Genomic DNA, 25,798 nt, shown 5'->3' on the forward strand with positions numbered 1-25,798 from the left:
GTTGAACGGCCGCGACCGCCGAGCGCGTCGCCTGTGGACACGCGCGCTCGGCGGGGACCCCGCGCGGCTCAGGAGAAGCCGTCGATGGCCGCGTTCAGCGTGGCGCTCGGCCGCATCGCGGCGAACGTCTTCTTGTCGTCGAAATGGTAGTACCCGCCGAGGTCGACGGGCTTGCCCTGCGCGCCGATCAGCTCGCCGTCGATCTTGGACTCGTTGTCCGTCAGGGTCTGGGCGAGCTTGCCGAACTTGGCCGCCAGCTCCTTGTCCTCGGTCTGCCTGGCGAGGGACTGCGCCCAGTAGAGCGCGAGGTAGAAGTGGCTGCCGCGGTTGTCGATCTCGCCGACCTTGCGCGCGGGGCTCTTGTTGTTCTCGAGGAACAGGCCGACCGCCGTGTCCAGCGCCTTGGCGAGCACCTTGGCCTTGGCGTTGTTGGTCTTGTTGGCGAGGTCCTCGATCGAGACCTGCAGCGCCAGGAACTCACCGAGCGAGTCCCAGCGCAGGTAGTTCTCTTTCTGCAGCTGCTGGACGTGCTTCGGCGCCGAGCCGCCGGCGCCGGTCTCGTACAGGCCGCCGCCGGCCAGCAGCGGCACGATGGAGAGCATCTTGGCGCTGGTGCCCAGCTCCAGGATCGGGAACAGGTCCGTCAGGTAGTCGCGCAGCACGTTGCCGGTGACGCTGATGGTGTCCTTGCCCTCCTTCATGCGGCCGAGCGTGAACTTGATCGCCTCCACAGGGCTCTTGATCGGGAGCTCCAGGCCCTTGGTGTCGTGCTCGGACAGGGTTGCCTTGACCTTGGCGATCAGGTTCTTGTCGTGGGCGCGGTTCTCGTCGAGCCAGAACACCGCCGGGGCGCCCGTGGCGCGCGCGCGGGAGACGGCCAGCTTGACCCAATCCTTGATCGCGATGTCCTTCGTCTGGCAAGCGCGGAAGACGTCGCCGGCCTCGACCTCCTGCTCCAGCAGGGCGTTGCCGGAGGCGTCGACGACGCGCACCGTGCCGCTCTCGGCGATCTTGAAGGTCTTGTCGTGTGAGCCGTACTCCTCCGCGGCCTGCGCCATGAGCCCCACGTTCGGCGAGGTGCCCATCGTGCGCGGGTCGAACGCCCCGTGCTGCTTGTGGAACTCGATCGTGGCCTGGTAGATGCCGGCATAGGAGCGATCGGGGATCGTGAACTTGGCGTCGTAGAGCTTGCCATCCGTGCCGTACATCTTGCCGCTGGAGCGGATGGCCGCCGGCATCGAGGCGTCGATGATCACGTCGGAGGGCACGTGCAGGTTGGTGACGCCGCGGTCGGAGTCGACCATGGCCAGCGTCGGGCGTTGCTCGTAGACGGCCTTGATGTCCGCCTCGATCGCCGCCTTCTCGTCGGCCGGCAGGCCCTGGATCTTCGTGTACAGGTCGCCGATGCCGTTGTTCGGGTCGAAGCCGACCTTGGCCAGCGTGGCCGCGTGCTTCTCGAGCGCCTCGGCATAAAACACGCTGACGGCGTGCCCGAAGAGGATCGGGTCGCTGACCTTCATCATCGTGGCCTTGAGGTGCAGGGAGAACAGCACTCCCTGCTTCTTCGCGTCCGCCACCTGCTCGGCGTAGAACGCGCGCAGGGCCTTGGCGCTCATCACGCTGGCGTCCACGACCTCGCCCGCCTGCACCTTGACGCTCGCCTTGAGCACGGTCGTCTTGCCGCCGGCCACGAGCTCGATCTTCAGCTCCTGCGCCTTGTCGACGACGACGGACTTCTCGCTGCCGTAGAAGTCACCGCCCGACATATGAGCGACGTGGCTCTTCGAGTCGCGGCTCCACGCGCCCATCGAGTGCGGGTGCTTCTTGGCGTAGTCCTTGACGGCGGGCGAGGCGCGACGATCGCTGTTGCCCTCGCGCAGGACGGGGTTCACGGCGCTGCCGAGCACCTTGGCGTAACGCGCCTTGACCGCCTTCTCCTCCTCCGTCTTCGGATCGGAGGGATAGTCCGGCACGGCATAGCCCTGCTGCTGCAGCTCCTTGATGGCGGCCACGAGCTGCGGAATGGAGGCGCTGATGTTGGGTAGCTTGATGATGTTGGCGCTCGGCGTCTTGGCCAGCTCGCCGAGCTCCGCCAGGTGGTCGCCTAGCTTCTGGCTGTCCGTCAGGCGCTCGGGGAAGTTGGCGAGGATGCGGCCCGCCAGGGAGATGTCACGCGTCTCGACCCGGACCCCGGCGGCCTTCGTGAACGCCTCGACGATCGGGAGGAGCGAATAGGTGGCCAAGGCCGGCGCCTCGTCCGTCTTCGTGTAGATGATGGTAGAATTTTGCGTTTCCACTGTTTTCTCGAGGGTTGAACGGGTCGGGATTGTTGGAAAGGTTTCGCCCGGTGCCAAGGGCCCGTCGCACCGGCACAATGCCTGGCACCGAAATTTGCGCAAGCCCCTGGCTCCGGGCCGAGGCGCCCCCGACCTGGCCCGCCGGATGCACGAGCGGCGGGCCGTGGCAGAGCCGCCGCCGAAGCGCGGCGCAGCGCGTAAGTAAAAGAAGCCGGCTCGCTGCGCGATGCGGTGTGCGCGGCGAGCGGAGCGGGCGCCATCGTGAGCGTCAGATGGCGAGGTCGTGGGGGCTCTGGCGCGCATTCGGGTGCGACGCAGCGCGCCATAAGCGGAGCACATGCCGTAGGAGGACCTGGGCGCGGATCAGCCGCCGCCGCTGGCGGGGATCTCCGCGACCGGCAGCGTGACGAAGAACGCGCTGCCCCGCCCGACGCTGGACTCGACCCAGATCCGGCCGTCGTGAGCCTCGACGATCTCCTTCGCAATGGAGAGCCCGAGCCCGGTGCCCGCGCGGGCGGTGGGGCGGGCCTGCCAGAAACGATCGAAGATCCGCGGGATGTCCTCTTGTGCGATCCCGAGCCCGGTGTCCGTCACGGAGAGCATCACCTCGTCGCGGAGGGATCGTGCCCGGACGGTGATCTCCCCGTGCGCCGGCGTGAACTTGACGGCGTTCCCCAGGAGGTTCGAGAGGACTTGCTGGAGCCGCACCGGATCGGCGGAGACGGCGGGGAGGTCGGCCGCGAGCTCGCTCGTGAGGCGCAGGGGCTTGGCCGCCGCGAGCGGCCGGATGGCGTCGACCGCGTCGCCCACGAGCGGCGCGAGCGGAACCGGGCGCCGCTCGACCGAGAGACGTCCGGCCTCGATGGCCGCGGCATCGAGCAGGTCCCGGATGAGACAACTCATCCCCTCGGCGGATCGCTGGATGACGTCGAGTCGCTCGCGCGCCCTTCCACTGGAGTCCGGCTCCGGCGCGCTCCTCAGAAGCTCGATGCTCATGATCATCGCGCTCAGAGGGGCCTTGAGGTCGTGAGAGACGGTGGCGAGGAGGTCCTCTCGGGCGCGCGTGGCGGTCTGAGCCTCCTGGTAGAGCTGCGTCGCGCGCTCGGCGAGCTGCTGCTCGCGGAGCCCGGCGAGGACGAGCGCCTCGTTGGCCTGTCGCACCTCGGCGGCCAGCTGGGCCAGCTCGATGCGCGCCGTCACCTGCGCCGTCGTGTCGATGAGGCGCACGCAGAGGCCCCGTGAGCGCGCCCGCCCGTCGAGGACGGGGGACACGACGGCGAGGCAATGGCCCGTCCGCCCGCCCGCGTCGGCATAGACGAGATCGCTCGCGAGATCGGTGATCCCGCTTCGATGGACGCGGTCCTCGATCTCGGCAAGCGCGCCGGCGTCCTGGAGGAGCGTGACGAGCGGCTCGCCCTCCATCTCTTCAGGCGATCTCTGCATGAGCTGGCAGAGCGCCTGGTTCGCGTAGCGCACGACGTGCTTCGGCCCCCCCGTGAACGCGGTCGGCAGGGGCGAGGATTCCGCGGCGCGGCGCAGGAGGGCCTCGGTGCCCGGCAGCACGGCCCTCCGCTCGGACGGTCTCTTCGCCTTCCGCAGCGGATTCATCTCCCCAGCCTCGCCCCTCCTCTACTATCGGCCGAGCGCGCGCGCCAGCGGCCGGTAGATCGTCTTGCCCTCCTCGACGACCGTGATGGCGTAGCTCAGCTTGACCAGCCGATCGAGCGCACTGCCGAGCTTCGCGCCCTTCCAGCCGAGCGCGGCGGCGATCTCCCCCTGCGTGGCCTCCTTCGCCTCCAGGAGGAGCTTCAGCAGCGTGTCCTCCTCCTCGGTGAGCCCGGGATACGCCGCGCGCTCGCGCGGCGCGCGCAGCTTCGGCTCCCCGGTCAAGATGCCTTGGTACTGCGTGAGCGGCTCCTTGATCACCATCCCCTTCGACGTGATCGCGAACTCGTACAGCTCGGACGAGTGATAGCTCCTCCGCATCTTGACGATCGAGAACACCTTCTTGAGCGCGCCGTTGATCTCGGCGTAGCGCAGGATGCAGATGTTCTCGGTCAAGAACGAGACGGCGTGGGGGCTGAAGCGCAGCTCGTGGAACGACTCGGTCACCTCGACGGTCATGAGGATGGTCACGCCCGCGCCCGTCAAGGCCCCCATCATGCGATAGAGCGACTCCCGGAAGTCCTCGCGGAAGGCCGGCGCCAGGGCCACCTCGAACCCCGTGAGCGAGTCGATCACGAGCCGCTTGGCGTGCATCTCGATGACCGTCTGCTGCACCTCCTGGAGCGTCTCGTCGACCGAGAGGTCGAGGGGCCGGAGCGAGATGATCCTGAGCGCGCCGCCCTTCACCAGGCCGTCGAGGTCGAAGCCCATCGCCCCCGCGCGGGCGAGGTAGTCCTTGGGGTGCTCCTCGAAGACCACGAGGACACCGGGCTCCTCCGGGGTCGCGCCCGAGATGAAGTGGGTGCTGAAGCACGTCTTGCCGCTGCCCGAGGGCCCCGCGACGAGCACGGTGTCCCCGAGGGGGATCCCGCCGCCCATCGGCCCGTCCAGCCCGGGGACGCCGCTCGAGACGCGGCGGCTCGGGTCGACCCTCTCGACCTCCGCCATCCTCTTCAGGACGCGCGGGAAGACGTGGAGGCCATCTCGGTCGATCCGGAAGGTGTGGAGCCCAGGCATGGACGCCTGGCCGCGGAGCTTCATGACCTGGAGCTTGCGGACGATGGAGTTCCGCTCCCTGCTCTGGCTGAGCCAGAAGATGCTGTCCGCGACGGTGAAGATCGGGTTGTCCTGCATCTCTGACTCGAGGTACTCGCCGACGAGGAAGGTCGTCGCCTGCCAGCTCGTGAGATGAAGCGCGAGGCGCTGCAGGAACGATTGCAGCTCCATCTCGCCCGCCTCGCGCAGCACCCGCGCGCGAACGACGGTGCGGAAGGAGTCCACCACCACGATGGCGGGCTCCGTCTCCTTCACGATCTGCACGATCCTGTCGATCACCTTGCCGAGGTCCTGCTGGAGCACCTCCTGGCTCAGATCCACGAAGCGAATGGGATCTCCCACCTTGTTGGCGTCGAAGAACGACATCTGCCGCAGGTAGCGCAGCATTTTGAGGGCCGGCTCGCCGAGGACGGTGAAGTAGAGGGCTCTTCTCTCGGCCGTCGCGCTGCTGAACATGATCTGATGTGCCAGCGTCGTCTTCCCCGACCCCGGCTCGCCCGCGATCAGGTTGAACGAGTACTCGGGCAACCCCCCGCCGAGCACGTCGTCGAGGCCCGGGACCCCGGTCAACAGACGCGTGAACGGCGTATCTCCGGTCGTGCTCATCTACTTGCCCCCCGTGGTGGAGGATCCACGGCTCTCTCCAAGTCGCGGCACCTCCGTCCAGATCCGCTGGACGATCCGCAGCGTGAGCTCCTCGCCGATGAACGTGAAGAGCAGCCCGATGAGGTGCGCCAGCAAGGCTGTCATGCCCTCGATCAGGGCCGGCGCGCCCTCGCGCTCGACGCGCCCGGCCAGACCCTCGAAGACCACGTTCGACCTCCCCGGAACGACGGCGGTCTCGAGCCAGCCGTGCTCCGGCCGCGCCAGGTGGATCGCGCGCCCGACGAGCGCCTCGACCCCCGCCACGCCGACGAGGTTCCGCAGCGCTTCGTGGAGGCGCTGAAAGCAGCCCTCGACGCCCCGCGCGATCTCCTCGGGAGCCTCGCGCTCCCCGATCTCATGCTGCATGATCCTGCGCGCCACCTCGAGCGCATCGGAGCTCGGGCTCATCACAGGGGCCCTCCCATGGAAGAGGGCGCCGAGCGCTTCACCCGGAGCTCCGAGGGCATGCGGGCGATCCCCGAGAGGACCCCTTCGCCGCTCTCCATGGCGGCGAGCACGCGGAGGCCGTCGTTCGAGATCTCGTACTGCCGGATCGTGCGGTCGTGCGCGGTGTCGCGCATCTTGAGGATGGAGAGGATGCGGTAGAGCTCACTGCGGAACTCCACGTACCGGAGGAGGATCAAGTTCTCGCCCAGGCTCGCCAGCGGAGAGTCGGAGAAGTCGAGCTCCGGGCCGGTGACCTGGCTGATCTCCCGCGTGACGAGCGCCGTCACGTCACGGGCTCGAATCACCTCCGCGAAGCAGACGAGGACGCTGCGCCGGCGCCGCTCGTCGGGCACGGCGTGCTCGATCTCGGCGATGCTGTCCAGCGCGAGCCGCTTCGGGCCGAAGTCATCGACTTCCCGCAGCATCTCGCAGAGCAGCTCGTCCGCGCCGGTGTCGATCGGGACGCGATGGAGGACGCGGACGAGGCCCTGCTCGATGGGCGTCGCCAGATCCATACCGAAGGCGCGCACCTTGTCGATGAGGAGGCTCGGCGACTCTCGATAGCCGACGATGAGGCCCTTTTCACCTCGCTGGGCCCCCGCGAGGATGTACTGCAACCCCACGAGCGTCTTGCCCGTCCCGGGGGCGCCCGCGAGGAGCGTCACGCTGCCGCGGGGCAGCCCTCCCGCCAGCATCCTGTCGAGCTCGACGTGCCCGAGCGGCAGCCGCTCCTGGTCGAGGCCGCTGTCGGAAGGCGCCGTGAGGGCCTCGATACGTGGAAAGATGCTCACGCCGTCGGGACCGAGCCGCATCGTGTGGATGCCGAGCATGGGAGAGCGCCCTCGCGCCTTCTGGACCTGGACGGTGCGCACGGCCTGGGTGCCGACGTTGATCTGGCCCAGGAGGAGGATGCAGTCGCTCATCGTGAGCTCGGGCGACATCCCCGCGCCTGGCTCGAGCCGGCCGCTGCCGGTGCTGGTGATGATCGTGGTGCATTCGAGCCCCGCGAGCGCCACGGCGAGCTCGTAGATGAACGTCCGGATCTGCGCGGTCCCGGCATGGAGGTCGCGGATCGTGTCGAGGCCGTCGATGACGAGGAGGCTCGTCCGATGGTCCTTCACCGCCGCGATGAGCGCGTCGAGCGTCCTGTCGAGCCCTTCCTTGATGATCGGATAAACGTGCAAGAGGAAGAGTTGCTTTCCGATCCTGCTCTCGTCGAAGAACGAGAAGGACCGGAGGTGCCGGACGAGCCGGGCGGGAGGCTCCGAGAGCGTGGAGACGTACGCGACGTTCTTGTTCCAGGACGCGGCGCGGAAGGCGATCTGAAACGAGAGCGTCGTCTTTCCCGACCCGGGCGGCCCCATGATGAGGACGACGTCGCCCTCGGGGACGCCGCCGCCGAGGAGCCGATCGAGGTTCGAAACGCCGCTCTCAAGCATCTGGCCGACCCACCGCTCGTCCGTGCCTCGCTGCGGTGCCTCACCGTCGCGTAAGTAAGGCCATCAAGCTGACCAGCAAGCGCCGTGTGGGGTTCCCCCCGCTGAGAACCGCTCCGGAGAGCCCGACGGTAAGGTAGCGGTCGGTCGCGCGTCGAGCTGCTGCCAGGGCTGGAGTTGCACGTGCGCGCGGACGCAGCCGGCGAGCCATTCCCGAGAGCGGCCATGAATCCGGTACCATTGCAATGCATGGTGCTGGCTGCAGCCTCCGCCGAACCAGCGCGAGCTCTACGTGCAATACAGCGTCGGCTCGAACGCGACGCACCGCGAATCATTCGTCGTGTAGTACGCGCACGTGCGCGAGCGGCTCGTCGTCGACTGGATTGCGCCCAGCCTGTCGCCCGCGCCTCGTTCAGTCATGTCCGTCCCCGGTTCCCTGAGGGCAACGGTGCAGCGGAGGACCGAGGGTGTCGACGGCTGCCGCGAGCACGATTCTGACGTGATGCGCTGGAAGCTATTCGGAAGGTGGGGAAGGAGACCAACTCAGGGTGAGGTGGAAGCCGGATTTGTCTATCGGACCACAAGAGCAGGCACGAGGTCGAGATCCCCGAATTCAGACAACGTCCATCAATCGCCAGCCCCCGCCTCCGCCAAATACACACTGGCGTCGTGGTGTCCATACTTCATACTGCGTAGCGTCCGCGTCGCGCCCCCTGGCGACGCGGACGACATCGATTTAGCGTTTTTCTGCATTTTTTACAAGCTTTGGCCCAGCTTGGCGCCTGCTTCTCCTGCCCAGGTGACAGCCGGCCCTGATGTCTGAGGAGCGTACGACAGATCAGCAAGCACGGTGTGCGCGCAGGTGTGCGCGCGTCGAGCGTCTCGACGCGGCGCGCGGTTGCTCCACGCGCATCGATGCAACCGACCCCTATCAGCAACAAGGAGGTCATCTGCTATGAACGAAATTTCCTATTACCCGCTCTCTCTGGAGCAAGAACGTGCTTGGCTGCTCGGCCGGGGCCGAGGCGCCGCGCCGGGCTTGAACGAAGGGGGCGCGGCGTGGCTGGACGGCGAGCTGGATGTGCCCAGGCTGGTCCATGCCATCGAGAAGCTCACGGGGCGTCAGGCGATCCTGAGGACATCCTTCGCAGAGCACGAGGGGCAGCCGGTGCAGGTCGTCTCGCCGCGGGCAGACATCGCCTTCCTCGAGGTGGATCTCGGCGCCGAAGGGCAGCCCGCCTCGGATGGAGCCGCGCTCGCGATGGCCCGCCGGGAGATCGCTCTGCCCCTCGATCTGGAGCGCGGGCCCCTCTGGCGCGTGAGCCTCCTCCGGGTGCATTCGAGGCGCCACCTCATCGCCCTCTCCATGCATCCCCTCGTCTCGGACGGCAAACCGAGCGTGGCGCTGTTCTTTTCGGAGCTATTCGACGGCTATCATGGCGTCGAGCTGCCGGCGCCGCCGATAAGCTACCAGGACCACGCACGGCGGCAGCGGGAGCGCAGGACCGCCGAGCTCCTCGACCAGCAGCTCGCGCGCTGGCGCCGCGAGCTCTCGGGAGCACCCGAAGCGCTGGAGATCCGGACGGATCGGCCGCGGCCCGCGGTGCGGACCTTCGCCGGAGGTTCGGTGGAGCGCGCGCTCGATCGGGAGCTCGTGCGAGAGCTCCGCGCGCTGGCCCGGGAGGAGGACGTGGCGCTGAACGCCGTCCTGCTCGCGGGAATGCACGCCGTGCTCCACCGCCATACCGGCCAGGACGGCGTCCTCATCGGTGTTCCGCTGTCCGGACGAGACGAGGAGACCCGAGGACTCATCGGGGCATTCGGTAATCTCGTAGCCGTACGGGGCAGGCTGGGCGCGGACCCGAGCTTCCGCGCGCTCCTGCGTCAAGTGGGCCGATCCCTGCAGGAGGGGAGCGAGAACGGGGATCTCTCCTTCACCTCTCTGGTCGAGCAGCTCTCGCTGCCGCGGGATCCAAGCCGCGCGCCGCTCGTCCAGGTTATCTTCTCCAGCGGGTCGAGCATGCTGGAGCCGAAGCGAGGCCCTCTGCTCACGCTGACCGAGGTGGCGCTCGAGGCGACCGAGGTGGCCTTCGAGCTCGCCGTCCGCGTCGAGGAGACGGACGCAGGCCTCTTCGCGCGCGCCGATTACAATCGAGACCTCTTCGAGCGCGCGACGGTCGAGCGGCTCCTCGGGCACTGGGCGGTGCTGCTCCGCGGGGCGGCGGGCGACCCGGAGCAGCGCGTCTCGGAGCTGCCGATCCTGACCGAGGAGGAGCGCCGCGCGCTGCTCGCGTGGAACCACGGCGAGGTGTTCGAGCCGCCGCGCGATCGGATGCACGAGCGGGTCGAGGCGCACGCCCGGCGCTCCCCGTCCGCGGTGGCGGTGGTGTTCGAGCGACAGCGTCTCACCTATGCCGAGCTGGATCGAAGGAGCAACCAGATAGCCCACCTCCTCCGGGAGAGCGGCGCGGGGCCCGAGGTCCCGATCGGCGTCTGCCTGGAACGATCACTCGAGATGATCGTGGCGCTGCTCGGCGTCCTCAAGTCCGGGGGCGCCTATGTCCCGCTCGATCCCTCTTATCCGGCGGACCGGCTCGCCTTCCTGCTCGAAGATGCCGGCGTCCCCGTGATCCTCACCGAGGAGCGCTTCGCCTCCCGGCTCCGGAGCGGGAGCGCGAGGGTGGTGTGCCTCGACGCGGATCGGGCCATGATCGACCGGCAGCCCGACAACAAGGTGGCGCCCTCGCCGAACGAGGGTCCGGAGAACCTCGCGTACATCATTTACACCTCGGGATCGACCGGGAAGCCCAAGGGCGTGATGGTCAGCCACGCCAACGTCCTTCGCCTGTTCGACACCACCGCCGGATGGTTCCGCTTCGGCGATCAGGACGTGTGGACGACGTTCCACTCGTTCGCCTTCGACATTTCCGTCTTCGAGATCTGGGGCGCGCTCCTCCACGGCAGTCGCCTCGTCGTCGTGCCGCGGCCGGTGATCCACGCGCCGCAGCTGTTCTACAGGCTCCTCGGCGAGGAGGGGGTGACGGTGCTCACCCAGACGCCGTCGGCGTTCCGCCTGCTCGTCCACGCCGAGGAGACGATCGAGCCGGAGGCCAGAGAGCGACTCGCGCTCCGGCTCGTGATCTGCGGCGGTGAGGCCCTCGACGTGACCGCGCTGAAGCCGTGGTGGGAGCGCCACGGCGACAGGGTGCCCGCGATCCTCAACCTCTACGGACCCACCGAGACCACCATGTTCGTCACCTACCGCCCTGTCGGCCTGTCCGATCTCGAGCGGCCCTGGTCGAGCAGGATCGGCCGCGCGGTCCCCGATACGCAGGTGCTCCTCCTCGATCGCAACCGCGCGCTCGTCCCGGTCGGCGTCCCCGGAGAGATTCACGTCGGCGGCGCGGGCCTCGCGCGCGGCTACCTCCGCCGGCCCGAGCTCACGCAGGAGCGGTTCATCGAGCACCCGTTCAGCGACGACCCAGGCGCTCGCCTGTACAGGACAGGTGATCTCGCGAGCTATCTCCCGTCGGGAGACCTCGAGTACCTCGGTCGGGTCGACGACCAGGCGAAGATCCGCGGCCACCGCGTCGAGGTGGGCGAGATCGCGTCGGTGCTGGCCCAGCACCCCGAGGTACGCGAGGCCATCGTTGTGCCGCGCGAAGACGCGCCCGGGGAAAAGACGCTCGTTGCCTACGCCGTCCCTCACCGGACGAGCCAGGGCGACCCGGCGAGCGACGAGCGCGTGCTGGCTCCGGCGCTCCTCGCCTTTCTCGAGAGCCGTTTGCCGAGTTTCATGGTCCCGTCCGCGATCGTGCTGCTCGCGTCGTTCCCCACCACGCCGAACGGGAAGCTCGACCGCAAGGCGCTTCCCGCGCCGAGCGGCGCTCGTCCGGAGCTCCGGGGCGCGCTCCTCGGGCCGCGCTCCGAGCTGGAAGAGGAGCTGGCGCACCTCTGGAAGGAGCTCCTGCGCGTCGATCACGCCGGCGTGCACGACAGCTTCTTCGCGCTGGGCGGCGACTCGCTGCACGCGCTCCGGCTGTTTTCCCGCTTGCGCGGCGCCTTCGGGATCGACGTCACCTTCCAGCAGCTCTTCGCCCACCCGACCATCGCCGCGCTCGCGGCGCTGATCAGCGGAGAGGAGCGCGCCGCGGCTCGGGGCGATCAGGCCATTCCGAGAGGCGCCCGAGCGGGATCGATCCCCCTGTCGTTCGCGCAGGAGCGCATGTGGTTCCTCCACCGGCTCGCGCCGGAGAGCAGGGCCTACAATTGCTTCTGTCCCTTCCGCCTCGCCGGAGACATCCACGTCCCTGCGCTCGACAGGAGCCTCCGTGAGCTCGTCCGCAGACACGAGATCCTGCGCACGGTCTACACGGAGCTCGACGGCCAGCCCGTCCAGATCGTCGCCGAGGACGCCGCCTTCCGGCTCGAGGTCGCGGATCTCCAGCACCTCTCCGGGGAGGAGCGCGAGGCCCAGGCGGAGCAGCACCTCTCGTCGGAAGCCCAGAGGATCTTCGATCTGAAGCGCGGCCCCGTCTTCCGCGCAGGGCTGCTCCGGCTCGGGCCTCGGGATCACGTCCTCTGGTTGCACATCCACCACATCGCCGTCGACGGCTGGTCGCTCGAGGTCGCTTACCGTGAGATCGCGGCGCTCTACGATGCCTTCTGCCGGGGGGCTCCGGCGGCGCTGCCGGACGCGCCGCTCCAGTACGCCGATTTCGCCTCGTGGCAGCGCGAGCAGATGACCGAAGAGGTCCTGTCGGAGCTGCTCGCCGGCTGGAAGCAGAGGCTCCTCGACGTGCCGCCCTTGCTCGAGCTGCCGAGCGATCACGTCCGGCCGGCGGTCCAGACCTTCCGCGGCGCGACCCTGCCGTTCCAGCTCGATCCGGAGGTCGGAAGGGCGGTCCGGGACCTCGGCGCGCGAAACAACGTGACCGTGAACATGGTCCTCCTGGCCGTGTTCGCCGTCCTGCTCCACCGCACAACGCAACGCGACGACCTCCTTGTCGGCCTGCCGAGCGCGGGCCGGGATCGCGCCGATCTCGAGGCGGCGATCGGCTTCTTCGTCAATGTGGTCCCCATCCGGATCGACGTCTCCGGTGGGCCGTCGTTCGAGGAGCTGCTCCGCCGCGTGAGGGACGTGTGCCTGGACGCCTACGCGCACGACGGGCTCCCGTTCGAGCGGCTCGTCCAGGAGCTCCAGCCGGAGCGCGACCCGAGCTACAGCCCTCTCGTGCAGATCGTGTTCGCGCCGCAGCCGCCCGCGGAGCGCGAGCTCCACCTCGGCGGGATCGAGGCGCGCGCCATCGACACGGACACGAGGAAGACGATCTTCGACGTCTCGCTCTATGCCTGGGAGAGCGCCGGCGGCGTCGCCGGGATGCTGGAGTACAGCACCGACCTCTTCGAGCGGGCGACGATGGAGCGGTTGTTGAGTCACCTCTTCACGCTCCTCGCCGCCGCGACCTCGGACCCAGCGCGCTCCGTCTCGTCGATGCCGCTGCTCCCGGAGCGCGAGCGGCGCCGGCTGCTCGTCGATTGGAACGACACCGGCGCCGATTTCCCTCGCGACCTTTGCGTCCTGGATCTGTTCGAGGAGCAGGCGGCGCGCGCGCCGCACGCCGCCGCGGTCGTGTCCGATCGCGGCTCGCTCACGTACGGGGAGCTCGATCGCCGGGCGAACCAGCTCGCGCGCCGCCTGCTCGAGCTGGGCGTCGCGCCCGAGTCCCTGGTCGCGATCTGCGCGGAGCGCTCGCTGGAGATGGTGGTCGGGATCGTCGGAGTCCTCAAGGCGGGCGCGGCGTATCTCCCTGTGGACGCGGAGATCGCGAGAGAGCGGCTGGCGTTCCTCCTCGAGGACTCCGGGGCGCCGGTGCTCCTCACGCAGGAGCGCCTCGCCGATCGCCTCCCGCCGTTCGCGGGCGCGGTGATCCGCCTCGACGCCGACTGGCCGGAGATGGCAGCGCGCGACGGGTCGCCCCCTCCGGCGTGCGCGGGCCCCGGGGATCTGGCCTATGCCATCTACACGTCGGGCTCGACGGGCCGCCCGAAGGGCGTGCTCGTGGAGCACCGGAGCCTCATGAACCTGGTCGCGTGGCACGTGCGGCGCTTCGCCGTCACCTCCGCGGATCGCGCGACCCTCGTCGCGAGCCCTGGTTTCGATGCGTCGGTATGGGAGCTCTGGCCGTACCTGTGCGCGGGAGCGTGCCTGTTCATCCCGGGGGAGCCGCTCCGCCGCTCCCCGGACGAGCTGAAGGCGTGGCTCCTCGCGCGAGGGATCACCGTCTCGTTCTTGCCGACGCCGGTGGCCGAGGAGCTCCTGCGCCTCGACTGGCCTGCTTCCGTCGCGCTCCGGTACCTGCTCACCGGAGGAGACAAGCTCCGCGTCTGGCCAGGCGCAGGGCTCCCCTTCGAGGTCGTGAACAACTACGGTCCGACCGAGGGGACCGTCGTCGCGACCTCCTGTGTCGTGTCGAGGGCGCGGCCGAGCAGCGGGGCTGCGACCCCCGACCCGTCGATCGGCCGCCCCATCGACAACATGCGGGTTTACCTCCTCGATCCGCTCGGTGAGCTCGTCCCGGTGGGCGTCCCCGGCGAGCTTTACCTGGGAGGCGCCGGCGTCGCCCGCGGGTACCTGAACCGGCCCGAGCTCAATGAAGCGAGGTTCCTCCCCGACCGGTTCACGGACGAGCCGGACGCGCGCATGTACCGCACCGGCGATCGCGCCCGGTGGCTCGCTGACGGAAACATCGAGTTCCTGGGGCGGGTCGACAACCAGGTGAAGATCCGCGGCTACCGTATCGAGCTCGGCGAGATCGAGGCCGTGCTGCGAGAGCACCCCGCCGTGGAAGAGGCCGTCGTGGTGGCGCGGGAAGACGCGCCGGGCAACAAGCGGCTCGTCGCCTACGTCATCCCTCGCCTCGACGACGGCGGCGCCGCGGATCAGGCCCCGGCCCTGCAAGCGGAGCACGTCTCGGCGTGGCAGGCGCTGTACGACGGCACCTACGGGAAGGCCGGCGACGGCGTGGATCCGGGCTTCAACATCACGGGCTGGAACAGCAGCTACACCGGAGAGCCCATCGACGCCGGAGCGATGCGCGCATGGCGGGATCACACGGTCGAGCGGATCCTCTCGTTCCAGCCGCGCCGGGCATGGGAGATCGGCTGTGGGACGGGGCTCCTGCTCCTGCAGCTGGCCCCGCAGTGCGCCGCCTACCTGGGGACCGATTTCTCGGAGAAGGCGATAACGCTGCTCCGCCCCGAGCTCGCGCGCGGCACGCTCTCGCATGTGTCGCTGCAGCGCCGGGAGGCGAACGACTTCAGCGGCGTCGAGCCGGGCAGCTTCGACGTGATCGTCTTGAACTCGATCGTCCAGTATTTCCCCAGCGCCGATTACCTGCGCTCGGTGATCGAGGGCGCCGTGCGCGCGGCGGCGCCCGGAGGCGTCGTGTTCCTTGGCGACATCAGGAGCCTTCCCCTGCTCGAGGCGTTTCACACCTCGGTGCAGCTTCACCGCGCGCCCGCGGGCGTGACCTCGGCCGAGCTCTTTGCCAGGGCGCGGCGGGCGGCCCTCGGCGAGGAAGAGCTCGTCCTCGCGCCCGAGTTCTTTCACGCGCTGACCGGCCAGGTCCCGGGCGTGGAGCACGTGGAGTGCTGGCTCAAGCGGGGTTCGGGCGCCGACGAGATGACGCGCTTCCGCTACGACGTGGTCCTGCACGTGGGCGTGGCGCCCGAGCCCATCGCCATCGGCCGATCCCTGGACTGGGCTGCCTCGGAGGGCCTCGCGGGCGTCGAGCGAGCGCTGCGCGAGGGGGGCTCCGGCGCGCTTCTGGTCCCGGGGATCCCGAACGCGCGCGTATACGCCGACGTGGTCGCCGCGAGCCGGCTGCGGGAAGGGGGCGGCGCCGAGCTGGACCGCGCCGAGCTCGCTGCTCGGAGCGCGGCGGCCGCGGTCGAGCCGGAGGCGCTGTGGGCGCTCGGCGCGCGCCTCGGCTGCTCGGTCCGGATCACCGCGTCGAGGACCTCGGGCCCAGGCTGCATGGACGTGCTCTTCGAACGCTCGGTCGAACGCGCGGTCGAACGCTCGAAGGGCGGCGCGCCGCGGCCGCGCGCCTGGGTCCAGGCGCGGCCCGGGGAGACCTCGCCGGCCCGGTCGCTCGCGAACAGCCCTCTCCGGAGGCAGAAGGCGCGCGTCATGCCTCAAGGCCTGCGCGAGCTCGCCGCGGCGAAGCTCCCCGATTACATGGTTCCGGCCGCCTTCGTGAAGCTCGACGCGCTGCCGCTCACCGCGAACGGGAAGGTCGATATCGGGGCCCTTCCGGCCGACGATCGCGCGAGACCCGAGCCGCGGGCGGAGCCCCCCGCGCCCGCCTCGAACATCGAGGTGATCGTCTCCGAGATCTGGCGCCAGGTGCTCGGCATCGACGAGGTCGGCCTCGACGATCCATTCTTCGAGATCGGCGGTCACTCGCTGCTCCTCGCCCGGGTTCGCGCGGGGATCCGGGCGCGGCTCGGCGAGGACGTGCCCCTCATGGAGCTGTTCCAGTACCCGACGATCCGCAGCCTCTCTGCACGTCTGAAGAGGGGCTCTCGGGCGGCCGCCCCGGGAGAGGGCGCGGCCTCCGGACGCGAGCGCGGCGCCGCGGCCCCCGCGACCGGAGCGCCCGCGCGGGAGGCGCTCCCCGAGAACGCCATCGCCATCATCGGAATGGCGGGTCGCTTCCCGAAGGCGCGCAGCGTCGACGCGCTGTGGTCGATGCTCGAGCGCGGGGGCGAGGGGATCTCCTTCCTTTCAATCGAGGAGCTGAAGGCGCTCGGGGTGGAGTCGGAGCTCTACCGGTCGCCCGGGTTCATTCCTGCGGCCGGCGTGATCGAGGACGTCATGTGCTTCGACGCGGCGTTCTTCGGCTACAGCGCGCAGGACGCCGTGCTCATGGACCCGCAGCAGCGCGTCTTCCTCGAATGCGCCTGGGAGGCGATGGAGAGCGCCGGCTACAACCCGCTCGCCTACCCGAAGCCGATCGGCGTATTCGCCGGGAGCGACGCGCCGAGCTACTGGATCGAGCAGGTCGGGCCGCTCCCGGCCGCGCCGAACTCGGAGCACCACCGGATCTATACCGGGAACGTGACCGACTCCCTGACCACGCGCGTGGCCTACAAGCTGGGGCTCCGGGGGCCCGCGGTGAGCGTCATGACGGCCTGTTCGACGTCGCTCGTCGCCGTGCACCTCGGCTGCCAGAGCCTCCTCACCCGGGAGAGCGACATGGTCCTCGCGGGAGGCGTCGGCATCCTCACGCCGAAGAGGATCGGCTACCTCTACGAGGAAGGCCGGGTCACCTCGCCCGACGGCCATTGCCGGCCCTTCGACGCCGAGCCGAGCGGCATCGTGGCGAGCAGCGGAGTCGGCCTCGTCGTCCTCAAGCGGCTGAAGGACGCGCTGGACGACGGTGACACGATCCACGCCGTGATCCGCGGATCCGCCGTCACCAACGACGGCGCGCTCAAGGTGGGTTACACGGCGCCGAGCCTGGAGGGGCAGGTCGAGACCCTCGCGCGGGCCCACGCCGCTGCCGGCGTGAGCCCGGAGAGCATCACGTACGTGGAGACGCACGGCGCGGGCACGCGGCTCGGCGACTCGATCGAGGTGGCCGCGCTGGCGCGGGTGTTCCGGAAGGCGACCGATCAGGTCGGCTTCTGCGCGCTCGGCTCGGTGAAGAGCAACCTCGGCCACCTCCGCGCGGCGAACGGGGTGACCGGCCTCATCAAGGCGACGCTCTCGCTGGAGCACGAGCTCATCCCCGGGACGCTCCATTTCCGCCGGCCCAGCCCCGAGCTCGATCTCGCGAGCAGCCCGTTCTTCGTCAACTCCGCGCCGCGCGCATGGAAGCGCGGCGGAGCCCCGCGCCGCGCCGCGGTGAGCGCCTTCGGCATCGGCGGCACGAACGCGCACGCCGTGCTCGAGGAGGCGCCGGAGACGGCGCCGTCCGGCCCGTCCAGGCGCTGCCAGCTGCTCGTCGTCTCGGCGAAGACGAGCGCCGCGCTCGAGAGGAGCACCGATCGGCTGGCCGAGCACCTGCGGCGCGCGTCAGAGAGCTCGCTCGCCGACGTCGCGTTCACGCTGCAGCGCGGCAGGGTGCCTTTCGCGCACCGCCGCGCGGTGGTGTGCGCGGATCCGGCCTCGGGCGCGGCCTTCCTCGATCGGCGCGACCCCGCCCGCGTCTTCACGCAGGTCGCCGGCAGGCGGCCTCCGGAGGTCGTCTTCCTGTTCCCCGGCGCGGGCGCGGAGCATGCCGGCATGGGGCGCGAGCTCTACCTGCAGGAGCGCGCCTACCGCGAGAGCTTGGACGAATGCGCCGAGCTCTTCCGCCGCGAGCTGTCGGTCGATCTCCGCGACTGGCTCTTCCCCGAGGCGCAGGAGCGCGCCCGCGGGGGCGCGGAGATCGGCTCTCCGCGCTTCAGCGTGGCCGCGGCCGCCCTCTTCTCGACCGAGGTCGCCCTGGCGCAGCTCCTGATGTCGTGGGGGATCCGCCCGGCCACGCTGTTCGGGCATGGCGTGGGCGAGGTCGCCGCCGCGTGCGTCGCCGGCACGCTCTCGCTCGACGACGCGGTCGTGCGGGTCGCGCTGCGCGGGCGCGCGGAGGAGGAGGCCACGAGCTCCGCTGGCCCCGACCATCGCATCGCCGCGCTGCTCGCGTCGGCCGATCGCGCCCTCCTCGAGGTCGGGCCCGGCTCCACCCTGGCCTCCGTGGCGTCGCGGCACCCGGACGCGGAGCGACGGGTCGCGACCACCCTGGCGGGCCCGGGCGAGGGCGCCGGCGACCTCGAGGCGTTGCTCGTCGCGGTGGGCCGGCTCTGGTGCGCCGGCGTCGACGTGGACTGGGCCGCGTTCTCCCGGGACGAGCGCCGGAGGCGCGTGCCGCTCCCCACGTACCCGTTCGAGCGCACCGCTCACATGCTCGACACCACCTGCACCGTGGGCCCGGCCACGGAGCGATCCCTGCCGTCGAAGATCTGGAGTCCGCCGGAGCCGTCGGGGCCTCCCTCGGTCGCGGTGCTCACCGAGCGCGTCCGGGAAGCGCTGCCTCCGAGCTCGCCGGCGCCCCTGAGCCCCGCGATGACGCAGCGGAGCGGGAGCGCCGCGGTCCTCACGGCCAGGCGCGCTGCCGGACAGCTCCTCGTCTCGCTGCAGGCGGGGGCGCCGGACGCCACGCCGCTGTTCCTGATCCCGCCGCTCGGCGGCACGGTGCACCTCTATCGGCCCCTGGTGCAGCGCCTGGGCGGCGAGCTGCCCGTCTACGGGATTCAACCCACCGGGGCGGATCCGAACGAGCCGAGCTTCATGAGCGCCATGTCCGTCCCCGCGATCGCGGCCCGGTACGTGGAGGAGATCCTGAGCGTCAGGCCCGAGGGTCCGTACCTCCTGGGCGGGCATTCGGCCGGCGGCGTGGTCGCGTACGAGATGGCGCAGCAGCTGCTCGCGCAGGGGCGCAAGGTGCCTTTGCTGCTGCTGCTGGACACGGGCAGCGTACAGGGAGCGAGCGACCGCTCTCCGGCGAGCGCCCTGGGCCACGAGATGGCGAAGATCCAGGCGATCGCGTCGCAGAGATACCGCGGCTTCATGGCGGCCATGGAGGACGACGCGCGGCTCCGCGCCGAGGTCACGAGCACGTGGCAGGCGCTCTCGAGCTACGCGCCGCAGCCGACGGACGCCAGCGTCCTGTTCCTGCGCGCGCGGGAGCAGATCAGCCCGGAAGACGCGGCCGCCGTCCATGCCTGGATGGACCTCGCGCGAGGGGAGTTTGCGCTCCAGGTGGTGCCTGGCAACCATTTCACGATGATGGATCCGCCCCACGTCGCGCACGTCGCCCGCGCGATCCAGCAGCGCATCGCGGCCGCGGTCAGGCCCCCGCTCGCCGACCCGCTCGAGGGGCGGTCGCTCCGGAGGTCGAGGGCCAGGCCGCTCGGCGCGGAGAGCGTGCCCGAGAGCGGGCCGCCGTCACACTGAGCTGGGTCCTCGGCGACTGAGTTCGTCCCTGGCTCGGCAGGAGATCTTGCCGAGCCCCCGGCCCGGGTTGTGTCCGGCAACCTCCTGATGAGGCGGCCGCGCCGTGTCACCCACGCGCGCCGCCTCCGGCTGTGCGTCCGCCACGCCCCGGCCCCCGGAGAGGGAGAGATTCACAGGGAGGCGGGGAGGCGGGGAGGCGAGAGCCGAGATCAGTCGTTCGAATCAGCAGTCTCAGCGCCGGCTGCTTCGGGTTCGGTCGATGCCGGGCGGCTCGTGGTGCCGGAGTGGTCGTCTTCGATGCGCAACCGGGCGAGCCGCACAGCCTCCGTGCCGCGGCGTACCAGGCGGCGGATCCCGCGGCGAAGCACCGGCGTGTTGAAGTTGACGAGTAGTCCGACGTCCAGGTCCGTCAGCTTCAGGTATGTGAGCACCTGAGCTTCATGGACTGGCAGCAGGTGATCGACGGCCTTGAGTTCTAGCACGAGCTTCTCCTCGACAACAACGTCGAGTCGATAGCCACAGTCGAGCATAACTCCCTTATAGATCACCGGCAGCGGCCTTTGTCTCGCGAAGCTCAAACCGGTGAGCGACAGTTCATGGCACAAGCATTGTTCGTAGGCGGACTCCAGAAGCCCGGGACCGAGGTGGCGATGCACCTCGATGCACGCTCCGATGACTCGCTCGGATAGCTCCCACAATCTCCCTATCGCCGACTCTGTGTTCATACCCGCATGTCGACGCGGAGCCAGACTCAGTTGCGCAGAATTGACGTCCCCCGCCCCCCTACAAAACGAGCGACTTGGAGGCAGCCGGCCCCGAGCGAGCTCGAACGATGCTATCCATCTCTCGCCTCCGCCCTTGTCTGTACTCTCTCTCGCCTCCCCGCCTCCCCGCCTCCCTGTGTACTCTCTCTTTCTCTGTCTCCCGCCCACCCAAACCCCGGGAGTCTGCACGAGCGCCCCGGTTTGGCGCCAAATCGATCCTGGATGGGGCAACGCGCCGCCCCGACCGCCCCGGCCGCCCCTCACCGCGCGCGCGTTCCGAGGGGCGCGCCGCGGCTCCCCACCCGCTGCAGGGCGTAGGCGATGCCGCTCTGGAGCGTCCCCTGCGTGACCACCGCGCCGAGGTCGATCTGCAGGCGAATGAGCGTCTGTGCGACGTCCGGGCGGATGCCCGTGATCACCGCCTGCGCCCCGAGCAGCCGGAGGGCGACGGCGGCGTTCATCAGGGTGCTCGCGACGTCGCCGTCGACCGTCCTCACGCCGGTGATATCGATGATCACGACCTCGGCGCCGCTCGATTCGACCCCCTGAAGCGCCGTGCAGAGCACCTGCTCCGCCCGCTGCCGGTCCATCATCCCGATGAGCGGCATGACCATGATCCGGTCGGTGATCGGGATGATGGGCGTGGAGAGCTCCGCCAGGCGGGCGCTCTGCACGCGGATGATCTCCTCCTGGAGCTCGGCGCGGGCGTGCTCGCTCCGCTCCCGCGCCGAGAACTCGACCCTGAGCTGCTCCTCGGCGACGCGCAGCGACTCCGTGCGCCTGTGCAGGTTCGCGTAGAGCACGGCGTTCTCCACCGCGGTCGCCGCCTGCGCCAGGAGGAGCTTCGAGAGCTCCAGTCGGGCCGGCGTGAACACGTTGGTCGCCGTGTTGTTCTCCAGATAAAGAACGCCGTTCGCGCGCCCCTGGTGCACCATCGCCAGGCAGAGGATCGATCTCGGGTTGTTCGCGGCGACGTACGCGTCCGCGGCGAAGCGAGGCTCATGGCTCGCGTCCGCGAGGACCACCGGCTGCATCGTCCTCGCGACGTACTGCACGATCGAGGCCGGGACCTCGGCGCTGCCCTCGACGGGGAGCAGCAGGCCGACCCTCACAGCGTTCGGATCCACGGTGATCGACGCCTCGATCATCAGCTGATGATCGCGCTCCAGGACGAGGACCCCCTTCTTCGCGCCGGCGTTCTGGATGGCGATGTCGAGCAGCCGGCTGACCACGCTCTCGAGGACGACCTCGCCGGCGATGGCCTGAGCGGCCCGGATGACCGCCTCGACGTCGAGCACGCTGGTGCTGAGCCTCGTCGTCGAGGTGGTCTGGACCGCGGCCCGAGCGTGCTCCAGCATGCCAGGCGGCGCCGACGTGAGCGCGATCTTCTGCACGAGCTGCGGCACCTCGGCCGCCAGTCGGTCCGCCTTGGCGGTCGCTCCCCACTGCATGTAGCCGTGGTGGGCGTCGGTCATGTGGGCGCGCGCGCTCCGGGTGAGGCCGTTCGCGTGGTGGAACTTCCCGGCGAGCTCGCTCGCCAGCGCCTGGTCGCGCGTGAACCCGGCCTCCTCGGCGCCCTCGATCGCCCTGTCATAGAGCTGCGCCACGGCGTGCCGGTCGCCGCCCGAAATGCGCGCGATCTCCGCCTCGGCGAGGAGATGCTTGTGCGCGTAGGTCCGGGGGCAGAGCTCGGCCCAGCGGGCGAGCTTCTCCCGGTGCGCCGACAGCGCCGCCACGAGCCGCTCCTTCTCGGAGGCCGGCGCGCCGTCGCACGAGGCGGCGAGGATCAGACACGAATAGAAGACGAGCTCGGTCGCCCAGAAGTTGTTCACGCAGCCGGCGGTCATCTTCTCCGCGGCGGCCATGAGCGCGCGCGCGGCGCCGTGGTCGCCGTGGAGGTAGGCCAGCTGGACCTTTTGCGTGTGGTACCAGGCGGCCACATAGGTGAGCTCCGGGACCGAGATCATGCTGGCGAAGGCGGCCTCGTCGAAGGTGCCGTCGCTCAGGGTGTGCGCCCCGGCGGTGCCGCCCGTGAGGTTCGCGACGACCTGCCTTGCGCACGTGAGGATGAGCGTCGTGAGCTTCTCGTTCGTCTTCCGCATGAGCGCGAGATCCTGCTCGATCTCGCCGGCCACCCCGCCGAGATCGTCGCCGAGGCTCAGGCTCGCCGAGATCATGTGAATGCAGCAGTACGACGCGTACGCCAGATCTCCCGACTCGAGGCCGGCCTGCCGGGAGCGGGCCAGGAGCTTCACCGTGTCCCGGAGCGGCTCGAAGAAATGGAGAATGCACGCGAAGGTCAGGAGGAGCATGCACGTGATGCGCTGGTTGGGGATCCGCTCGTTCAGCTCGATACCGACCCTGGCGAACTGGTAGGCTTCCTTGTACCGGTCGTCGGTGGTCCTCGGCTCGAAGACGCCGTCGATCAGGAGCGCCGCATAGAGCACGCACGCGTACGCCGTGGTGCTCGAGGTGCCGCACTCCACCGCGAGGTTGATCTGCATGATGAGCGTGAGCGGACCGAGCACCGGCAGCCCGAGCGCGGAGGCGGGCTGCGTCATGTCGGCGAGGAGACGGAGGATGGTCTGCTTCTCTGGATCGGCGACGGTGGGCAGCCCCAAAAGTGCGGAGATCGGGCGGCTCGCGAGGTGGGCCTGCATCGCCTCGAGCTCCCGGCCGAGCAGCGCGCGCTGCTCCTCGGCCGCCGCGGGGATGTCGACCCCGAGCAGCGCGAGGGCCTCGAGGCCGCACCGCACGACCTCGGAGAGGTCGCCGCGCATCAGGTGGAACGACATGCGCAGGTTGCGGACCTGCGCGCCGTCCAGCGGGGATCTCGCGTGCTCGAGGAGCGCGTCGAACAGCCGCTCGCCGGCGTCGAACTGGCCTGTCAGGCAGAGGCACTCCGCGAGCCCGGTGGTCAGCGCGAAGGTGAGATCGTGCTGCGCGTCCCAGCGCTCCGGGCCGAGCGCGCTCGTGCCGGCCTCGAAGTAGCCCACGGCCGCCTCGTACGCCGCGCCGGCCTTCGCCCTCCTGCCCGCCTCGAGGTTCAGGCGCGCCAGCGCGACGCGCTCTCCCGGATCGGTGATCCGCGGCATGCCGAGGTTCATGTGGGTCGCGACCTCGAAGACCTCACCCTCCATGCCGCCGGGGTCGCTGTCCGCGAGCATGAGCCGCCCGATCTGGAGGTGGATCTCCTGCTTGCGGGGCTCGTCGAGGAGCCGGTAGGCCGCTTGCTGGACCCGGTCGTGCAAGAACCGGTAGGCGGCGTCGAGCGCGAGCTCCGGCTCGTCCGCCTCGCCGGTCATCGCCCCGCTCAGCGCCGCGTCGAAGAACCTGGAGTCCGCGCCGACGGCGAGGATCAGCCCCTCGCGGAGCGCCGCCGACAGCTCGCCTGCGACCTCGCGGCGCGGCCTGCCGGCCACCCTCGCCAGCGTCTTCAGGTCGAAGCGATAGCCGATGCACGCGGCGAGCGTGAGGGTGCGCTGCGCGCGCCCATCGAGCTCCAGGAGCCTGCCTGCCATGAAGTCGACGACGTTGTCGGTGACCTTCATCTGCTGGATGCGCGGCAGGTCCCAGGTCCATTCGCGCCGGGCCGGATCGAAGGAGACGAGCTTCTCGGCGTGCAGCGCCCTCATGAACTGGTTCATGAAGAACGGGTTGCCGTGGGTCTTGCTCATCACATGACGCGCGAGCGGCTCGACCCGCTCGGGGTCGCACGAGAGCGTGTCGGCGAGGAGCCGCGTCACGACGGGAAACTCGAGCGGCTTGAGGTCGATGTCGCCGACGGCGACCCCGGCCTTGCGCAGCTCCCCCAGGGTGATCGAAAAGAGGTGGCTCTCGTCGACCTCGTTGTGGCGGTACGCGCCGATCACAAGGAAATGCTTGATCTCCGGCTCGGTCAGGAGCTGCTCGAGGAGCTTGAGCGAGGCCGGATCCGCCCATTGCAGGTCATCGAGGAAGACGACGAGGGGGTGCTCCTGGGCGGGGATGGCGCTGCAGAACTTCCGGAACGCGAGGTGGAAGCGGGCCTGCGCCTCGGTCGGTCCGAGCGGCTCGACGCCGGGCTGCGGGCCGAGGAGGAGCTCGAGCTCGGGGATGAGGTCGACGAGGTGCTGGCCGTTCTGCCCGACGGCGTTCGCGATTCGCTCCTTCCACAGCGCGAGCGCCTCCGCGGGCTCGGTCAACAGGGCTCGGACGAGCTCCCGGAAGACATGCGCCACGGCCGCATAGGGGACGGTCCGGTTGATCTGGTCGAACTTGCCAGCGACGATGTACCCCTTGCCCTGCGCGATGGATTTCTGGATCTCGCCGACGAGGAGCGATTTGCCGATACCGGCGTGGCCGGACACGAGGAGCAGCTCGCTCGCGCCCTGGCTGACGCGCCGCCACGCGCCTTCGAGGACCGCGAGCTCCGCCTCGCGGCCGTAGGCCTTCTGCGGGATCCGGAGCGCGTCCACGTAATCGTGGCGCCCGAGCTCGAACGGCTCGATCGCCGACGCCGCCTCGAGCTGCGTGAGGCACTCGGCGAGATCCATCCGGAGCCCGTAGGCGCCCTGGTACCGATCATCGGGGCTCTTCGCCAGGAGCTTCATGATGATGTCAGAGACGGAGCGCGGCACGTCGGGCGAGACCCGCGCCGGCGGCGGCGGGAGCCTGGCGATGTGGCAGTGCACGAGCTCCAGGAGGTCCTTCGTCGGGAAAGGGAGCTTGCCCGTCACCATCTCGTACAGGGTGACCCCCAGGGAGTAGAGGTCCGTGCGCAGGTCGATAACGCGGTTCATCCGCCCGGTCTGCTCCGGGGACATATACGCCAGGGTGCCCTCGAAGGCGGCGGGGCTCCTCGGCCGCTGTGCCTCCTGGGAGAGGCGGGTGGCGCTGCCGAAGTCCATGATCTTGGCGTTCCACGTGGACGGTTCGACGATGATGTTCTGCGGCTTGATGTCCATGTGAACCGCGCCGCCCCGATGAATGGATTCGAGCGTGCTCGCGATGGATATCGCGATCCGGAGCGCGTCTTTGAGGGTGAGGGAGCGCGCCGTGATGAGCTCATGGAGCGTGCAGCCCCCGGCGTCTTCCATGATGAGCGCCAGGCTCGCCCCGATCTTCACGATGCCCAGGACGTGAACCACGCCGGGCAGCGCGAGCTCCTTGGCGATGGCGTACTCGTAGCGAAGCCTCGCGATCTCGGCCGGCGCCGGGCGCTCGTTCCTGAGGCGCTTGACCGCGACAGGGGTCCGGTCCTCGTTGCGGTATCCTCGGTATACGGTCGACGCAGCGGATTCGTGGATGAGGCCTGTCAGGGTGTACCCGGGGATACCGATCATGGACTACTTGTAGAGCGCTTCTGTGCGCTGCATCAAGCGGTCCGCACGGCCATTCGAGGGAAATCCGCCGCGGCGCCGCCGTGCTCTCCAACCCGGGTGCAGCCCGTCCACAATGTGCGGGCATGAAGTCGATCTCGGAGCGCGCCGGACCCAGCGTGCG

At 69.7% G+C, this 25,798-nt stretch carries 9 protein-coding genes; 1 reads left to right on the forward strand and 8 read right to left on the reverse strand.

Annotated features, from left to right (window positions below; all coding sequences use genetic code 11):
• Positions 1 to 68: 68 nt before the first annotated feature.
• The 6 genes from WMF11_RS37880 to WMF11_RS37905 form a co-directional block, all read right to left on the reverse strand.
• Positions 69 to 2,297, reverse strand: a complete 2,229-nt coding sequence (locus WMF11_RS37880) for an NADP-dependent isocitrate dehydrogenase (RefSeq protein WP_437974241.1) — start codon at positions 2,295 to 2,297, stop codon at positions 69 to 71.
• Positions 2,298 to 2,660: 363 nt separating this feature from the next.
• A complete protein-coding gene (locus tag WMF11_RS37885; RefSeq protein ID WP_437974242.1) occupies positions 2,661 to 3,905 on the reverse strand; it encodes an ATP-binding protein in 1,245 nt (414 codons plus the stop codon).
• Between the two features lie 24 nt (positions 3,906 to 3,929).
• On the reverse strand, positions 3,930 to 5,624 hold the full coding sequence (locus WMF11_RS37890; RefSeq protein WP_437974243.1) for an RAD55 family ATPase: 1,695 nt from the start codon (positions 5,622 to 5,624) through the stop codon (positions 3,930 to 3,932).
• The gene (locus WMF11_RS37895; RefSeq protein ID WP_437974244.1) at positions 5,625 to 6,071 is read right to left on the reverse strand and encodes a hypothetical protein; all 447 of its coding nucleotides are present in this window, start codon (positions 6,069 to 6,071) and stop codon (positions 5,625 to 5,627) included.
• Positions 6,071 to 7,549, reverse strand: coding sequence for an ATPase domain-containing protein (locus WMF11_RS37900; RefSeq protein ID WP_437974245.1), 1,479 nt, complete (start codon positions 7,547 to 7,549; stop codon positions 6,071 to 6,073). The genes WMF11_RS37895 and WMF11_RS37900 overlap by 1 nt, the downstream gene beginning before the upstream one ends.
• Before the next feature lie 285 nt (positions 7,550 to 7,834).
• On the reverse strand, positions 7,835 to 7,966 hold the full coding sequence (locus WMF11_RS37905) for a hypothetical protein (RefSeq protein WP_437974246.1): 132 nt from the start codon (positions 7,964 to 7,966) through the stop codon (positions 7,835 to 7,837).
• A 535-nt stretch (positions 7,967 to 8,501) separates the two neighbouring features.
• On the opposite strand from WMF11_RS37905, the gene WMF11_RS37910 reads away from it, so the two are divergent.
• Complete coding sequence (locus tag WMF11_RS37910) at positions 8,502 to 19,550, forward strand: amino acid adenylation domain-containing protein (protein ID WP_437974247.1); 11,049 nt, start codon at positions 8,502 to 8,504, stop codon at positions 19,548 to 19,550.
• Positions 19,551 to 19,759: 209 nt separating this feature from the next.
• Here the strand turns inward: WMF11_RS37910 and WMF11_RS37915 are convergent, their stop codons facing one another.
• Entirely contained in the window at positions 19,760 to 20,275 is a 516-nt protein-coding gene (locus WMF11_RS37915) for a GxxExxY protein (protein ID WP_437974248.1), read from the reverse strand.
• Between the two features lie 299 nt (positions 20,276 to 20,574).
• Positions 20,575 to 25,638, reverse strand: coding sequence for a protein kinase domain-containing protein (locus tag WMF11_RS37920; protein ID WP_437974249.1), 5,064 nt, complete (start codon positions 25,636 to 25,638; stop codon positions 20,575 to 20,577).
• Positions 25,639 to 25,798: the final 160 nt, after the last annotated feature.

Source organism: Sorangium sp. So ce295 (assembly GCF_051527405.1).
Lineage (GTDB): Bacteria > Myxococcota_A > Polyangia > Polyangiales > Polyangiaceae > Sorangium > Sorangium cellulosum_B.

Excerpts from the sequence above, each read along its gene's own strand:
- WMF11_RS37885 (WP_437974242.1), bottom strand. The coding sequence starts at position 3,905 with ATGAATCCGCTGCGGAAGGCGAAGAGACCGTCCGAGCGGAGGGCCGTG.
- WMF11_RS37890 (WP_437974243.1), bottom strand. The coding sequence starts at position 5,624 with ATGAGCACGACCGGAGATACGCCGTTCACGCGTCTGTTGACCGGGGTC.
- WMF11_RS37895 (WP_437974244.1), bottom strand. The coding sequence starts at position 6,071 with ATGAGCCCGAGCTCCGATGCGCTCGAGGTGGCGCGCAGGATCATGCAG.
- WMF11_RS37900 (WP_437974245.1), bottom strand. The coding sequence starts at position 7,549 with ATGCTTGAGAGCGGCGTTTCGAACCTCGATCGGCTCCTCGGCGGCGGC.
- WMF11_RS37905 (WP_437974246.1), bottom strand. The coding sequence starts at position 7,966 with ATGACTGAACGAGGCGCGGGCGACAGGCTGGGCGCAATCCAGTCGACG.
- WMF11_RS37910 (WP_437974247.1), top strand. The coding sequence starts at position 8,502 with ATGAACGAAATTTCCTATTACCCGCTCTCTCTGGAGCAAGAACGTGCT.
- WMF11_RS37915 (WP_437974248.1), bottom strand. The coding sequence starts at position 20,275 with ATGAACACAGAGTCGGCGATAGGGAGATTGTGGGAGCTATCCGAGCGA.
- WMF11_RS37920 (WP_437974249.1), bottom strand. The coding sequence starts at position 25,638 with ATGATCGGTATCCCCGGGTACACCCTGACAGGCCTCATCCACGAATCC.